The sequence below is a fragment of the Actinacidiphila sp. bgisy160 genome (assembly GCF_965342435.1).
Classification (GTDB): domain Bacteria; phylum Actinomycetota; class Actinomycetes; order Streptomycetales; family Streptomycetaceae; genus Actinacidiphila.
The window spans coordinates 61,503-76,643 of record NZ_CBDRCM010000002.1 but is presented as its reverse complement, the minus strand read 5'-3'; the positions used below and the strand labels follow the sequence as shown (position 1 = coordinate 76,643).

The 15,141-nt window shown below is 74.2% G+C and carries 13 protein-coding genes; 9 read left to right on the top strand and 4 right to left on the bottom strand.

The features are described from left to right. Positions 1-103 precede the first annotated feature (103 nt). The gene (locus ACRWNP_RS02985; RefSeq protein ID WP_431959294.1) at positions 104-829 is read right to left on the bottom strand and encodes a DedA family protein; all 726 of its coding nucleotides are present in this window, start codon (positions 827-829) and stop codon (positions 104-106) included. A gap of 139 nt (positions 830-968) precedes the next feature. On the opposite strand from ACRWNP_RS02985, the gene ACRWNP_RS02980 reads away from it, so the two are divergent. Together ACRWNP_RS02980 and ACRWNP_RS02975 are read left to right on the top strand one after the other, a co-directional pair. Next, positions 969-2,318 (top strand): ABC transporter ATP-binding protein, encoded by a 1,350-nt coding sequence (locus ACRWNP_RS02980; RefSeq protein WP_431959293.1) that lies wholly within the window; start codon positions 969-971, stop codon positions 2,316-2,318. Between the two features lie 37 nt (positions 2,319-2,355). After that, positions 2,356-2,727: a YbjQ family protein gene (locus ACRWNP_RS02975; RefSeq protein ID WP_431959292.1), complete on the top strand. Its 372-nt coding sequence runs from the start codon at positions 2,356-2,358 to the stop codon at positions 2,725-2,727. On the opposite strand, the gene ACRWNP_RS02970 is transcribed toward ACRWNP_RS02975, so the two are convergent. Further along, positions 2,708-3,481, bottom strand: a complete 774-nt coding sequence (locus ACRWNP_RS02970; RefSeq protein WP_431959291.1) for a MerR family transcriptional regulator — start codon at positions 3,479-3,481, stop codon at positions 2,708-2,710. The two genes, ACRWNP_RS02975 and ACRWNP_RS02970, sit on opposite strands and share 20 nt — an antisense overlap. Positions 3,482-3,535: 54 nt before the next feature. On the opposite strand from ACRWNP_RS02970, the gene leuE reads away from it, so the two are divergent. Both leuE and ACRWNP_RS02960 read left to right on the top strand, forming a co-directional pair. Beyond that, positions 3,536-4,195: a leucine efflux protein LeuE gene (gene leuE, locus ACRWNP_RS02965; RefSeq protein ID WP_431959290.1), complete on the top strand. Its 660-nt coding sequence runs from the start codon at positions 3,536-3,538 to the stop codon at positions 4,193-4,195. A gap of 67 nt (positions 4,196-4,262) precedes the next feature. Further along, entirely contained in the window at positions 4,263-5,714 is a 1,452-nt protein-coding gene (locus ACRWNP_RS02960; RefSeq protein WP_431959289.1) for a glutamate decarboxylase, read from the top strand. Positions 5,715-6,080: 366 nt separating this feature from the next. On the opposite strand, the gene ACRWNP_RS02955 is transcribed toward ACRWNP_RS02960, so the two are convergent. Continuing rightward, positions 6,081-7,139: a peptidoglycan DD-metalloendopeptidase family protein gene (locus ACRWNP_RS02955; RefSeq protein WP_431959288.1), complete on the bottom strand. Its 1,059-nt coding sequence runs from the start codon at positions 7,137-7,139 to the stop codon at positions 6,081-6,083. 155 nt (positions 7,140-7,294) lie between these two features. On the opposite strand from ACRWNP_RS02955, the gene ACRWNP_RS02950 reads away from it, so the two are divergent. The 4 genes from ACRWNP_RS02950 (at position 7,295) to ACRWNP_RS02935 (ending at position 12,933) form a co-directional block, all read left to right on the top strand. After that, positions 7,295-8,983, top strand: a complete 1,689-nt coding sequence (locus ACRWNP_RS02950) for a SpoIIE family protein phosphatase (protein WP_431959286.1) — start codon at positions 7,295-7,297, stop codon at positions 8,981-8,983. A 116-nt stretch (positions 8,984-9,099) separates the two neighbouring features. Further along, on the top strand, positions 9,100-10,128 hold the full coding sequence (locus ACRWNP_RS02945; protein ID WP_431959285.1) for a rod shape-determining protein: 1,029 nt from the start codon (positions 9,100-9,102) through the stop codon (positions 10,126-10,128). 742 nt (positions 10,129-10,870) lie between these two features. Next, positions 10,871-12,403 (top strand): YfbK domain-containing protein, encoded by a 1,533-nt coding sequence (locus ACRWNP_RS02940; RefSeq protein WP_431959284.1) that lies wholly within the window; start codon positions 10,871-10,873, stop codon positions 12,401-12,403. Positions 12,404-12,420: 17 nt separating this feature from the next. Continuing rightward, positions 12,421-12,933 carry a pyridoxamine 5'-phosphate oxidase family protein gene (locus tag ACRWNP_RS02935; protein WP_431959283.1) on the top strand — a complete coding sequence of 171 codons (513 nt, stop codon included), beginning with the start codon at positions 12,421-12,423 and terminating at the stop codon, positions 12,931-12,933. 150 nt (positions 12,934-13,083) lie between these two features. Here ACRWNP_RS02935 and ACRWNP_RS02930 read toward each other — a convergent pair whose 3' ends face one another. Then, positions 13,084-14,256: a DUF2786 domain-containing protein gene (locus ACRWNP_RS02930; RefSeq protein ID WP_431959282.1), complete on the bottom strand. Its 1,173-nt coding sequence runs from the start codon at positions 14,254-14,256 to the stop codon at positions 13,084-13,086. A gap of 101 nt (positions 14,257-14,357) precedes the next feature. On the opposite strand from ACRWNP_RS02930, the gene ACRWNP_RS02925 reads away from it, so the two are divergent. Next, positions 14,358-15,116 carry a hypothetical protein gene (locus tag ACRWNP_RS02925; RefSeq protein WP_431959281.1) on the top strand — a complete coding sequence of 253 codons (759 nt, stop codon included), beginning with the start codon at positions 14,358-14,360 and terminating at the stop codon, positions 15,114-15,116. The last annotated feature ends 25 nt before the right edge of the window (positions 15,117-15,141 follow it).

Sequence of the window (15,141 nt, the reverse complement as noted above, 5' to 3'; positions counted from 1 at the left end):
CCTTTCGGTACGTGACCGCGTACGGGTGCGGGTGTGCCAGGGGGGAGGGTGCGGGCACCCTCCCCCCTGGCACAGCGGAACGACTGCCCACTCCCTCCGTCGGCTAACGGCGGTTCGCGCGGTGCCGCCCGCCCGGACCCCGCTGGAGCGGGGGCTGGCCGGCGTCGGCTTCGGCTTCGGCGTGGGTCGCGGGCAGCGGCCCGGCCTTCCTGGACGCCGCGCGGGCGCGCAGGAACTCGATCGCGATCGGGACGACCGACAGGAGCACGATGCCGACGAGGATCAGCTCGATGTGCCGGTGGACGAAACCGATCTGGCCCAGCCAGTAGCCGAGCAGCGTGACACCGACACCCCACAGCAGGCCGCCGATGATGTTGTACGTCACGAAGACGCGGTAGTTCATGCGGCTGACGCCGGCGATGACCGGAGTGAAGGTCCGCACGATCGGCACGAAGCGGGCGAGCACGATCGACTTGGCGCCGTGCCGCTCGAAGAACTCGTGGGCCTTCTCGACGTTCTCCTGCTTGAAGAGCCTGGAGTCCGGACGCCGGAACAGCGAGGGCCCGACCTTGCGGCCGAAGAGGTAGCCCACCTGGTCGCCGGCGACGGCCGCGATCCAGACCAGCAGGCACACCGACCAGACCGGCCAGTCCAGCCGGCCGCCCGCGACCAGCAGGCCGCCGGTGAAGAGCAGGGAGTCACCCGGCAGGAAGAAACCGATGAGCAGACCCGACTCGGCGAAGACGATCGCCAGCAGGCCGATCAGGCCCGCGGACGAGATGAGGTAATCGGGGTCGAGCCATTGCGGGCCCAGGGCGAGAGTCGTCACGCGCCAAAAGTATCAACGTGGTCGTGACCGAACCGTTCCCAGCCCGGCAACGCTCGGCTACGGTCCTCCCAAGCGTTTCACCGTGCACCACCGCAAGTCGCCCGTCACTCCTGAATCATCACGATCCGGCGGAACCCACATGACTCGCGCCATCTCCCTGCACGACGTCTCGAAGACCTACGGCCGCGGCGTACGCGCCGTGGACCGCTTCTGCCTGGACATCGCCCCCGGCGAGTTCCTGGTGCTGCTCGGCCCCTCCGGGTGCGGCAAGTCCACGGTCCTGCGCATGATCGCGGGCCTGGAGGACATCACCTCCGGCGAACTGCTCCTGGACGGCGAATACGCCAACGACCTGGCACCGGGCGACCGCAAGATGGCCATGGTCTTCCAGAACTTCGCCCTCTACCCGAGCATGACCAGCCGGGAGAACATCGGCTTCCCGCTGCGCTTCGAGAGGCCCGGGCAGGACACCGGCCCCCGGGTCACCGAGACCGCGCGGACCCTGGGCATCGAGGACATCCTCGACCGCTACCCGGGCCAGCTCTCCGGCGGCGAGCGGCAGCGGGTCGCGATGGGCCGGGCCATCTCGCGGCACCCTTCCGTCTTCCTGATGGACGAGCCGCTGTCCAACCTCGACGCCAAGCTCCGCTCGCACCTGCGCGCCGAGATCGCCCGGCTGACCCGCGGCATGGGCGTGACGACGGTGTACGTCACCCACGACCAGGCCGAGGCGATGTCGCTGGGCGACCGCGTGGCGATCATGCGCAACGGCGTGCTGCAGCAGGTGAGCCCCCCGCGCGAGGCGTACCACCTGCCGCAGAACGTCTTCGTGGCCGCCTTCATCGGCACCCCGCGGATCAACCTCGTGGAGGCGACCGTGGTGGCCCCGCTGGACGGTGCGATGTGGATCGACCTCGGACGGCAGCGGCTGGTCCTCCCCCAGCCGCTGAGCAGGGACCACCAGATGCTCCGTATCCAGCAGGGCCGGCCGGTCATCGTCGGCCTGCGCTCGGAGGCCGTGCGCATCGACCGGCCGAGCAGCGCGCGGCCCGGCGAGGTGGTGCTGAGCGGTGTGGTGGAGCACGTGGAGTACCAGGGCCACGAGTCGCTGGTGCACCTCGGCACCGGCGCCCGACCGGCCGTCGTGCCCGAACTGGAGTCCGCCCGTCCGGGCACCGCGCGGCAGCGCTCCCGGGCTGCGGCCCGGCAGGGCGGCCCGGCCGGCCTCGGCCGGCTGGTGCAGAAGGCCGCGACGCGGGTCTCCGGCGCGGGCCAGACAGCCGTGCTGGACCCTCCGGTCCAGCGGCCGGAGGCCGAGCGGCCCGCCACCGGGGGCGGCGACCTGGTCGTCCGCACCGGGCCCGACCTGCGGCTCCGCCCCGGCCAGCACGTGCCGCTGCTGGTCGACATCGCCCACCTGTACGTCTTCGACCACGCGGGCCACCGGATCTGCCCGGCCCCGGACCGCGCACCGCACCTGGAGTACTGAGGCTGCGACCGGCGGCGGACGGGACGACGATGCCGGTATGGGTCTCGACGAGTACGGCGGCGGACAGTCGCCCCAGTCCGCCGTCCTGGTGGTCACCACGAACGACGTGCCGGGCTACCGGGTGGAACGGGTGATCGGTGAGGTCTTCGGCCTCACCGTGCGCTCCCGCCATCTGGGCAGCCAGATCGGCGCGGGCCTGAAATCCCTGGTCGGCGGCGAGCTGAAGGGGCTCACCAAGACCCTGGCCCAGACCCGCACCCAGGCGATGGAGCGGCTGGTGGAGCAGGCGCAGTCGCGCGGCGCCAACGCGGTGCTGATGATGCGCTTCGACGTCAGCGAGGCCGCCGACGTCGGCACCGAGGTGTGCGCCTACGGCACGGCCGCGGTGATCACGCCCCGGCACGCCTAGCGTTGGCCATGATCGCGTCGTGAACGTACCGGGCGGTGCCCGGCGCGATCGACTCGTAGTAGGCGTTGAATCGCGGATCGGCCAGGTACATCTCGGCGAGACCGGTGTGGATCTCGTACGAGCAGTCGTAGTAGTGGTCCACGATGAAGCGCCGGTGCTCCTCGGCCAGGTCCATCGCGGCCTCACCGTCCGCCGGGGCGCCGGTCTCACGGAGCGCGACCAGCCGGGCGCCCCAGTCCTCCTGCTCGGCCTTGATCCGCAGCCAGTCCTCCTTGGTGTAGGAGGCGGCGCGGCGTTGCGACTGCTCGTACGCCTCGGTGTCGCCCCAGCGCTCCCGGGTCTCCTCGGCGTGCCGGTCGGGGTCGTAGTCCCCGAACACCTCGAACTTCTCCTCGGGCGTGAGGTTGATGCCCATTGTGCGTGCCTCCATGGCTCGTTGGACGGCGTCGGCCATCTCCGTCAGCTTCCCGATCCGCGCGGTCAGCAGCTCGTGCTGGCGCCGCAGGTGCTCCCGCGGGTCCGCGTTCGGGTCGTCGAGGAGGACCGCCACCTGGTCCAGGGGAAAGCCGAGCTCCCGGTAGAACAGGATCTGCTGCAGCCGGTCGAGGTCGGCGTCGCTGTAGCGCCGGTGGCCCGCGTGGCTGCGGGCGCTGGGCGAGAGCAGCCCGATCTCGTCGTAGTGGTGCAGCGTGCGGACGGTCACGCCGGCGAAACCCGCCACCTGCCCGACCGGGTAGCCCGTGCTCGTGTTCATGACCACACCCTCCGGCCTCACGCCACGTGAGGTGCAAGTGCCATATTGATGCGCATGCTGGGAATCACCGACCTGCCGACGTATCTGCTGGGCACCGTACTGATCGTGCTGCTGCCGGGGCCGAACTCGCTGTACACGCTCTCCGTCGCGGCACGCCGCGGCGTCCGGACGGCGTACCGCGCGGCCCTGGGCGTCTTCCTCGGCGACACCGTCCTGATGACCGCCTCCGCGGCGGGCGTGGCCGGGCTGCTCCAGGCCAACGCCGTGCTGTTCGGCGTCGTGAAGTACGCGGGCGCCGGCTACCTGGCGTGGATCGCCTTCGGCATGGCGCGGGCCGCCCGGGACATGTGGCGGTCCAGGGGCGCCGAGCCGGTGGCGACGGCGGCCGCGGCGGAGGCGGTGGCGGACGCCGAGCGGCCGTTCCGGCGGGCGCTGGTGATCAGCCTGCTCAACCCCAAGGCGATCCTCTTCTTCATCTCCTTCTTCGTGCAGTTCGTGGACCCCGGCTACGCCCACCCGGCGCTGTCCTTCCTGGCGCTGGGCGCCATCGCCCAGGTCTTCAGCTTCAGCTACCTGACGCTGCTGATCTTCGGCGGAACCCACCTGGCCGCCCAGTTCCGCCGCCGCAGGCGCCTGGCGGCGGGACTGACCTCGGGCGCCGCGGCCCTGTTCCTGGGCTTCGCGGCGAAGCTGTCGATGTCCTCGGCGGGCTGACCGGCCCCTGGCCCCGGCCGGCAGCCGCCGACCTGCCGATGACCGGTTTCACACGTATCGTTACGGTATGCCACTGCACAAAGGTGCCGAGGGCCTGCCCAAGCTCGCCGTGAACCCCTTCTACGCCGGGGCCGACCCGGTCGCCGGGATGCGCGCGGCGCCCCCCAAGCACCGGCTCCCCGACGGCCCCATGGCGCCCGCCACGGCGTACCAGCTGGTCCACGACGAGCTGATGCTCGACGGCAACGCCCGGCTCAACCTGGCCACCTTCGTCACCACGTGGATGGAGCCCGAGGCCGGGGTGCTGATGGGCGAGTGCCTCGACAAGAACATGATCGACAAGGACGAGTACCCGCGCACCGCCGAACTGGAGCGGCGCTGCGTGTCGATGCTCGCCGACCTGTGGCACGCGCCCGACCCGGAGAGCGCCGTCGGCTGCTCCACCACGGGCTCCTCCGAGGCCTGCATGCTCGCCGGGATGGCCCTCAAGCGCCGCTGGACGAGGCGTACCGGCGACGGCGCCCGCGCATCACTCGCACGCCGCCTGACGAGGCGCGCCGGCGCCCGCCACCCGGGCACCGGCCGCCCGAACCTGGTCATGGGCGCCAACGTGCAGGTCTGCTGGGAGAAGTTCTGCAACTTCTGGGAGGTCGAGCCGCGCCTGGTGCCGATGAGGGGCGACCGGCTGCACCTGGAGGCGGACACCGCCGTCGCGCTGTGCGACGAGAACACCATCGGGGTGGTGGCCGTCCTCGGCTCGACCTTCGACGGCTCCTACGAACCCGTGGCCGAGATCTGCGCCGCCCTCGACGCCCTGCAGGAGCGGACCGGGCTCGACATCCCCGTCCACGTCGACGGCGCCTCCGGGGCCATGATCGCCCCCTTCCTCGACGAGGACCTGGTCTGGGACTTCCGGCTGCCCCGCGTGGTCTCGATCAACACCTCCGGCCACAAGTACGGGCTGGTCTACCCCGGCGTCGGCTGGGCGCTGTGGCGGGACGCCGAGGCGCTGCCCGAGGAGCTCGTCTTCCGGGTCAACTACCTCGGCGGCGACATGCCGACCTTCGCCCTGAACTTCTCCCGGCCGGGCGCCCAGGTCGTCGCCCAGTACTACACCTTCCTGAGGCTGGGGCGGGACGGCTACCGCACCGTCCAGCAGACCGCCCGGGACGTGGCCACCTACCTCGCCTCGCGGATCGAGGAGTTCGGTGACTTCCGGCTGATCACCCGCGGTGACCAGCTGCCGGTCTTCGCCTTCACCACCGCCGACCACGTCACCGCCTACGACGTCTTCGACGTCTCCCGGCGGATGCGCGAGCGCGGCTGGCTGGTGCCCGCCTACACCTACCCGCCGGACCGCGAGGACCTGGCGGTGCTGCGCATCGTGGTCCGCAACGGCTTCTCCGAGGACCTCGCCGACCTCTTCCTCGCCGACCTGGAGCGCCACCTCCCCCAGTTGCGGGCCCAGGACCACCCGCTCCACCCACCCGGCGAGGCGCCCACCGCCTTCCACCACTGAGCGGCGCGGGGCGGGGCACACACACCCCATGGGGGAGGGCGAACAGACCAGGGGCACCGTCTTCATCGCCCTCGCCGCGAACCTGGCGATCTCCGTGGCGAAGGCGGTCGGCGGACCGCTCACCACGTCACCGGCGCTGCGGTCGGAGGCGCACACTCGCGGCCGGCACGCTCAAGCACACACTGGCCGGGGAGTTGCCCGAACTGGACCAGATCTTCCTCCACGTCACCGGCGCCTCCGACGAGGACCGGCGCACGGCGCACCGGCTGCGGCGGTCGCTGCGCGCGAGGCGGCCGAGGGCGGGGGCGGGGGCTGACCGGTCGCCCGGCCCGCCCCCCGCCCGCGTGCGTTGGGCTGCCTTGACGCTCAGCGGGCGATCCGCACCCCGTGCCGGGCGAGCCACGGCAGCGGGGCCACCGACGAGCCCATCTGCGGCGTGACGCGGACCTCGAAGTGCAGGTGCGGACCTGTGGAGTTGCCGGAGTTGCCGGACCTGCCGATCCGCTCGCCCGCACGGACCCGCTGCCCGGCGACGACCTCCAGGACGGACAGATGAGCGTAGTGCGTGCAGTAGCCGTCGTCGTGCCGGACCACGATCTGGTTGCCGAAGCCGTCACCGCACGCGGCCACCACCACCGTGCCGTCGCCCACCGCGCGGACCGGGGTGCCCGGCGGCACGGCGAAGTCCTGGCCGGTGTGGCGGTGCGCCCAGTGCGCGCCCGAGGCGTCGTAGCCGGCGGTCAGCGTGTAGTGCGTCACCGGACGCACCCAGTGCGGGGCGCCCTGCCGGTGGGCGGCGGCGGACGACCGGGACGGGGCCGGGGGGAGGTCGTGGGGGCAGTCCACCGAGAGGCCCTCGTGGGCCATGAGCGCCAGGTCCCGGGCGGACAACTGGGCCCGGGCGCGCAGCAGCCGCGCCTCGATGCGACGGCGGAGCACGTCCTGGCGGCGCGCCTCGCGGGCCAGCGCCGCCAGCGTCCGGCCGACGGCCTCGGTGTCCGCCGCCAGCCGGCGCTCGGCCAGCATCCGCTCGGCCAGCAGCGCCGCCTGCGCGTGGTCGCCCTGCCGGGCCAGCGTCGCGCCCTCCAGCATCCGGTCGGGCCGCCCGGTCAGCAGCAGCCGTGCCGAGGGTCCCAGCCCGCCGTTGCGGTACTCGCTGCGCGCCATCGCCCCGATCCGGTCCCGCAGCGCCTCCAGCCGTCGCCGCTCCACCGCCGCGGCCCGGTGCAGCAGCCGCAGGTCGGCGCGCTTGCGGCGGACCGCCCGCTCCGTGTCCTCGTACGCCCGCACCGCACGGGCCGCCTGCGCGTACAGCCGCTCCACCCGGGCCGACGGCCCGGGGCGCGGCCCGGGGCGCTCGCCGGCCACCGCCGGCGAGGCGGTCAGCAGCAGGCAGAGGGCCACGGCCGCCGTCGTCCATCGCATCGCCCGATCCTTTCGGGCCGCTCACCGGGGTGCCCGGACGACACGCCCCGCCGGCCGACGGCCACCCGGCGGGGTGACCGCATCCGGGCGTGCGCACGGCGGGGGACCGCCCGATCATGGGAACGGGCGCACTCGGCGGACAGGAGGGTGACCGGGTGAGCGGTGACGGTGAGCCCGGCGGCTGGTCACCGCTGGACCGCATGGTCCTGCGGCAGGTGCTGGACGGCACCCCCGCGGGCGTGGGCATCTACGACCGGCAGCTGCGCTACGTCTACGTCAATCCCGCCCTCGCCCGGATGAACGGCCTGCCCGCCAAGGCGCACCTCGGCCGCCGGATCACCGAGGTCCTGCCGGACCTGGACGACGCCGGGGAGGAGGCGCTGCGCCAGGTCCTGTCCGACGGCAAGTCGCGCGAGGTGCCCTCCAGCGGCCGTACGCACGCCGAGTCCGAGCTGGGCCGGCGCTACTGGCAGGGCGCGTACCACCGGCTGGACGCGGCGGACGGCACGGTGCTCGGCCTGGTCGGGATCATGTTGGAGGTCAGCGCCTCCCGCCAGCACCAGCAAGGGCTGGAGCGCGCCCGGGAGCGACTGGCGATCCTGGACCGCGCCGCCACCCTCATCGGCACCACGCTGGAGATGGACGAGACCTGTGCCGAACTCGCCGGGTTCCTCGTGCCGCTGCTCGCCGACATCGCCACCGTCGAGGTCTTCCCCGCCGAGCACTCCACCCCCTGCAACCGCGGCGTACTGCGGCTGCGCCGGGCCGCCATGGCGGCGCTGCCCAACCTGCGCGAGCAGGCCAAGGCGTTCGGCGAGCCCGGCGAGTACGTGGAGTACCTGCCGGGCACGACCATCCCGCGCTGCCTGCGGTCCGGCAGCCCGGTGCTGCAGAACCTCTTCGACGAGGAGGCCCTGGGCCACGGCGGGCAGGCCCGCGAACGCATGGCCGCCTTCCGCTCGGTGGGCATCCACTCGGCGCTGGTCGTGCCGCTGGCGGCGCGCGGCGAGCCCATCGGCACGGTGACCCTGGTCCGCCGCGGCGAATCCCCGGGGTTCACCGAGCGGGACACCGAGATCGTCCAGGACGTCGTCCGGCGGGCCGCGATCTACCTCGACAACGCCCGCCGCTACACCCACGAGCACGGCATCGCCCTGGAGTTGCAGCGTGCCCTGATGTCCGAGCCGGGCTCCCCGCACCCGTCCGTGGAGGCCGCGTTCCGCTACCATCCGGCCGGCAGCACCGCGCTGGTGGGCGGCGACTGGTACGACGCCGTACGGCTGTCCCGCGGGCGCACCCTGCTGGCCATGGGCGACGTCATGGGGCACGGGGTGGAGGCCTCGGTCGACATGAGCCAGTACCGCTCGATGCTGCGCTTCGTGGCCGCGGCCGGCCTGCCGCCGCACCGTATCCTGCGCCGGCTGGACACCCTCGTCTCGGAGGCCGAATCGGGCCGTCCGGCGAGCTGCCTGCTGGCCCTTGTCGACCCGGTGCGCAACACGTGCACCTTCTCCAGCGCCGGTCACCTGCCGCCCGCGGTCATCCGGCCGGACGGCACGGTCCGCATCGTCGACGTCCCGGTCGGCCCGCCGCTGGGCACCGGGCACGGGGGCTACGAGCCCGTCGCGGCCTCCTGCCAGCCCGGTGACGTCCTGCTGCTGTACACCGACGGCCTCGTGGAGCGGCGCGGGGAGGACATCGACGCCTCGCTCGACCGGCTCGCCGGGTTGCGCCTGCACTCCGAGGGTGATCTGGGCGGACTGGTCGACCGGGTGCTGACACTCCTGGTCGTGGAGCCGGCGGACGACGACATCGCGGTCCTCGCGGCACGGATCATCCGCTAGTCACATCAACCGCCCGGCGTACCACAACAGGCACATTTCGACTTGCGCCCGCACGATGATCAGACGGGCCGCCGCAGGGGCGGTCCCGGGAACCGGCCCCTCGGGGAGGATCTGCCGTGACCGTCAGTCTGGCGCATCTGCGTCGTTGCTCCGTTGCCGTCGACCTCGGGGCGTCGCGCACCCGTGTCTACCTCAAGCACCAGGGACTCGTCGTGGACGAGCCGAGCGTCGCCGCCGTCAACGCGCACAGCGGTGCCCTCATCGCGGTCGGCTCGCTCGCCGAGAAGATGACCGGCCGCACGCCGGAGCACATCCGCGTGGTCCGGCCCATCCAGGCCGGGATGGTCGTCGACATCGAGATGGCCCAGCGCATGCTCCGCCACCTGCTGGGCGGTCAGCTCCGCAAGGCCTGGCGGCGCAAACCGATGCTCCGGGCGGCCGTCTGCACCCCCAACGGCAGCGGCCCGCTGGCCCAGCGGGCCGCCGTCGAGACGATGTACGGCCTCGGTTCGCGCCGGGTCGAGCTCGTGGATTCCGTCATCGCGGCCGCCATCGGGTGCGGACTGCCGGTCGAGGAACCCGAAGCGACGATGATCATGCTCGCCGGGGCCGGCACCACGCAGATCGCGGTCATGTCGATGGGCTCGATCGTCGCCGCGGAGACCATCGCGGTGGGTGGCGACGCGATCGACCACGCCGTCGTCCAGCACCTGCGCAACACGCACGAACTCGTGCTGCCCAGCCAGTCGGTGCGGCCGCTGCACGAGATCCTCTCCGCGCCCGGTCCCATCGCGCCCAGCGCCGAGGTCCAGGGGCGGGACGTCGCCAGCGGGATCGCCCGTACGGTCCGCGTCGACACCGAGGCGGTGCGGCAGGCGATCCGGATGCCCATGGCGACGCTGGTCGACGGGATCGGCCAGGTGCTCCGGCGGTGCCCGCCGGACCTGGTCGCCGACCTCACCGACCGCGGCATCATGCTCGCGGGCGGCAGCGCGCTGCTGCCGGGCCTGGACATGATGCTCCGTCAGGCCACCGGGATGCCGGTCACGATCGCGGACCGGCCCGACGTCTGCGCGGTGCGCGGGCTCGGCGCGATGATGGAGGGCCACCCCGTCCCGATGCCGCTCGACCCCCTGTCCGTGTAGGCCCCGGCCGGGATCGGACGTCCAGGACGAGACGGTAGCCGGCCGCTCCCCGCGCCCGCGCCAGAACGGAGAGCGCGCGGTGGCTCGGCCGGGACGGGGAGCACCTCCCCGTCCCGGCCGAGCTGCGTCCCGGCGGCGGTACCGTCCCTGGCAGCGCCGGGATCAGCGCCGGCGGACCGCGGAAGCAGACCTCCGTGGCCGCGTCCCGCCGGCGGGGGCCGCCGGCCTCCTCGCCGGGGCAGGCCGTCGCGGTCCCAGTGCTCGTCACGGGGCCTGCGGACGAGGTGTCCGGGCTCGGCGGTCACGCCGCGGTCCTTGCCTTCTCGACGCGTTCGACGAGGCGGGCGGGACTTCGCGTGCGCGGGCACCGCCGACGGCGCGCTCGCGCAACGGGGTGCGGGCCCTGGGCGCCGAGGGCCCGGCCCGGCCGTAGCAGCACGGCGGCCCGGACGGCCTCGCCGTCCGCCTCCCGCCGTGCCGCCGGGTGCGGACCGAAGAAGGGCCCGTACGCGAAGGAGCCGCCGGCCGCGCTCGCGCCCCACATCAACCGCGGGGTCATCCACCACGGGACCGAGACCGACCTGCTGCGCGACCTGTGCCGCGCCCGCCAAGCCCGCCCGGGAGAGGGGGCGTTGCCCGACTGAGATCCATCCGCAACGGCATCGATGCCACCCGCCCGCGGGCTCCTGCGTCACAGTCGCAGAAGGCGCAGGGGGCGCCCCGGGGGAGGCAGGTGACGGTGATGCGACGGATCACGGCGGTGGTGCTGGCGGCGGTGGCAGCCGGAGCGGTCCTGACGGGTTGCAGCGCGAGCGGCGACCGGGGGCACACCAGCGACGCGCGGCCCGGACCGGTGCGGGGCGCGGACGCCCCCGAGGGCACCGAGTGGAACGGCGGCGGCACCGACGCGCAGGACCAGGGCCTGCAGCGGGCGCCGGACGCCGCACAGTTGTCGACATTCGCGCTGGACGTGGACACCGCCTCGTACGGCTATGCCAAACGGCGGCTCGACCAGGGCTCGCTGCCCTCCCCCGCGGACGTGCGCCACGAGGAGTTCGTCAACAGTTTCCGTCAGGACTACCCCGCCCCCAGGGGCGACGGCTTCTCCGTCACCGTCGACGGCGCCCGCATCGGCGACGAGGAGGGCTGGTCCCTGATGCGGGTCGGCCTCGCCACCCGCCCCGCGGACGAGGGGAACAGGCCCCCGGCCGTGCTCACCTTCGTCGTGGACGTCTCCGGCTCCATGGGTGATCCCGGCCGGCTCGACCTTGTCCAGAAGGCGCTCCGCGCCGCGATCGGCGAGCTGCGGGACGACGACTCCCTCGCCGTCGTGACCTTCAGCGACCGCGCGAGGGTCGCCCTGCCGGCGACCCGCCTCGGCGCCGGGGGCGCCCGGCGGCACGCCCTGTCCGTGGTCGACCGGCTCGCGCCGGAGGACTCCACCAACCTGGAGGCGGGCCTGCGCACCGGCTACGACGTGGCCCTGGAGAGCGCCCGGCGCGGGGCCACCAACCGGGTCGTCCTGCTCTCCGACGCCCTCGCCAACACCGGGGAGACCGACCCCGACGCCCTCCTGGAACGGATCGACCGGGCCCGCTCACGGCACGGCATCGCGCTCTTCGGGGTCGGCGTCGGCAGCGAGTACGGCGACGACCTGATGGAGCGGCTGGTCGACAAGGGCGACGGCCACACCTCGTACGTCTCCACGCCGGCCGAGGCCCGCGCCCTGTTCGTGGACCAGTTGCCCGTCAACATCGGCCTGCGCGCCCGCGACGCCAAGGCCCAGGTCTCCTTCGACCCGCGCACCGTCGAGCGCTACCGCCTGATCGGCTTCGAGGACCGTGCCGTCGCCGACGAGGACTTCCGCGACGACCGGGTCGACGGCGGCGAGATCGGCCCCGGCCACACCGTCACCGCGCTCTACGCCGTACGGCTGAAGGCGGGCGCCCGGGGCCACGTCGCCACAGCCACCGTTCGCTGGCTCGACCCGCACGACCGCTCCCCGCACGAGGCCGCCGGCGCCGTCGAGGCGGACCGGCTCGCCGGCCGCCTGTGGGGCTCCGGCACCTCCCCGAGGCTCCGGGTGGACGCGGTCGCCGCCTACTTCGCCGACGCGCTGCGCACCTACGACACGGGCGAGGAGCAGCTGCCCGGCGCCCCCGGGCTCGCCGTGCTCGGCGACCGTGCGCACGCGCTGGCCGCGACCACCGAGGACCCGGCGGTGCGCGACCTGGCGGAAGCCGTGGACAGCGCGTACGCGCTGCGCGCGGGCTGATGGAGTATCAGTGGAGCATGGCAGAAGAGAAAGAACCCGAGCCCGAGCTCGACGCCCGCTACAGCAGCACCGGCGCGGCCCCCACGACCTGGCACGACGCCCGCGGGCAACTGGCCGGGGCCGAGATCTACTGGCTGACCACCGTCCGCCCGGACGGCCGCCCCCACGTCACCCCGCTCATCGGGGTCTGGCTGGACGACGCCCTGCACTTCTGCACCGGCGCCGACGAGCGCAAGGCCAAGAACCTCGCCCACAACCGCCGCGTCGTCCTGACCACCGGCAACAACGCGCTGGGCGAAGGCCTGGACGTGGTCCTCGAGGGCAAGGCGGGCCGGGTCCGCAGCGAGAACCAACTGCGCCGGATCGCCGCGGCGTACGGGGCCAAGTACGGATCGGAATGGCAGTTCGAGGTACGCGACCAGGTCTTCGTCGGCGGCGGCCATGAGGCCCTGGTGTACGAGGTGGAACCCACCGTGGCCTTCGCCTACGCCCGCGGCACCACCTACAGCCAGACCCGCTGGCTGTTCTAGGTGCCCGGGCCGGGACGCGGCCCGGGTGCGTCTGCGGCCTGCCGTCGTGTGCCGGTTCGTCTCGCGCCCCCGAAGGGCGCGAGACGGCAGGACGGCCGAAGCACCGGCGCGGTCCACGTGACCGGACGGCGCCAAGGGCTGACGGCGCCATCACTCGCGGAGACGCCTGGACGGGCCGGCCGGGCCGTGGAAGGCCGCGCGGTCGGCGGCGGCGGTACCGCGGGCCCAGCCCTCGTGGTCGCGGCCTTTGAGGCGCTGGGTGCGGGTGTCGGGGAACATCGCGTCGGCGGCGCGGCCGACGGCGACCTCGCGGGCCGCCAGCGCGGGGAGCACCTCCGTGGCCCCGGCCCCGGCGGCCCGCGCGGCTTCCTCCGTCGCGTCGCGGGAGGCGGCGGCCAGGCGCTCGCCGATCCGGCCCGCGTAGGCGATGAGGAAGGACTCCCGGAAGTCCCGTGACAGGTCACCGCCCCTACCGCCCTTGCGTCGCGGGCGGCGCGCGGCGGGTCCCGGGGTGCCGCCGCCGCGCATGGCCGCCTCGGCCTGCACCAGCAGGGAGGTGTACAGCACCTCCACGGCCTCCAGGTCGGCCTCCCAGCCCACCACCGTCGAGAAGCCGAACTCCGCCGACCACACGGCACGGCAGCGGTTCGCCGCCGCGACCGCGTCGAGCAGCAGCGCCTTCGGCGCCTCGTACGGACGCTCCACGCCGATCCGCCGCGCGCCGGGACCGGCGCCGCCCGGGGCCGTACCCGCCACCAGCGCCTCGTCCACGCTGTGCCGTGCCATAAGGTGCTGGGCCTTCGCGCTCAGCGCCTCCGCCTCCTCCGGGAAGGCCGTGGACTCCGCCTTCGCCAGCAGCGCCCTGATCCGCCGCAGCATCGGATGCCCCGTACCGCCGGGCGCCGCGCCCGCGGGCGCGGCCGGCGGCGTGATCCCGGGCAGCCGCCCCAGCAGGCGGACGAGCTCCAGCACGGCCGTCGCCACGGTGAAGCGGTCCAGCCGCTCGGCCGCCCCGTACGCCGCCAGGAGGCCCGCCGGGTCACCGCCGGCGTCCGCCGTCAGGCGCCCGGCGAGCCGCACGTGCTCCGGTCGCAGTTCGCGGCGCACCATGCGCAGCAGGTCCGCGTCCTCCCAGCCGCGCGTCCGGCACCCCCGCAGTAGCCGGCCCACCGCGGTCACCACCGCCCGGCCGACCTCGTCCCATCCGGCCTCCGCCGCCGCCATGGCCGACGCCCCGGCGTCCAGCGCCGTCTCGACATCCCCCTCCGGCGCCCCCAGGGCGCCGGCGAACGCCGCCTCGACCACCGTCATCGCATCTCGCACGCGGTTCAGGATCGCACCGACACGCCGCGTACGGAGCACGGTGCCCATCCGCCCAGGCGCAGCGGGCAAGGGGGGGCCAGGGGGGCCAGGGGGGTGGAGCCTTGAGCACCGACAGCGACTGGTGCCCCGCGCCCGGCACGGCGTCCTCTTCGAGCAAGCCGGCCCGGAGCGGACGTGACACGCGCGACGGCTCTCGGCCCGGCGCCGGCACCGCCGCGCCGGCCGTCGGCGGCAGGGCCGCGGGGGCGCTTCCGGTACGGGACGGGATCGCGCTGCCGCACGGGGAGGCGGCGGCCGGACTGCTGGTGGCGTACTTCGGCCTCAGGCTGCTCGTCGCGGCGCGGTCGCGGCTCGGCCGGCTGGTACGCGGGCCCCGGCCGCCGTCGCCACGCGCCCTGCTCGCGGCCTTCGCCGAGCGGGCCGCACCGTTGCCGGCGGGCCCGCCCCTGTTCGGCAGGGACGTCTACAGCTACCTGGCGCAGGGCGCGATGGTGAACGCGGGCATCGACGCCTGCACGCAAGGACCGGGCGTGCTCGGCGGCACGGCGGCGGCCGAGGTGCCGGCGATCTGGCGGAGCGTGCCGGCCTGCCCGGTGACCTGGGTGCACCACCTGATGTGGGTGGTCCCGGCGCCGGCGGCGCCGGCCGGCGAGGCGCTGCGGGTCCTGCTCTGCAGCAGCGTCGTGTGGCTGTGGCTGTGGCGGGGCGACCCCGGTACCGGCGGCCTGGGCGCCCTGGTGGGCGGCTGCGCCTACGTCTGGATCGGCCCGGGGCTGCTCGTGGCGCCCCGGCCCGGATGGCGTACCTGGGCGCGCCCGCGTCCGATCCTGGCTGACAGGGTGGAGGAGAGGGCGGGCTGACGGCCCGTCGGCCGTGCTGTCCGCC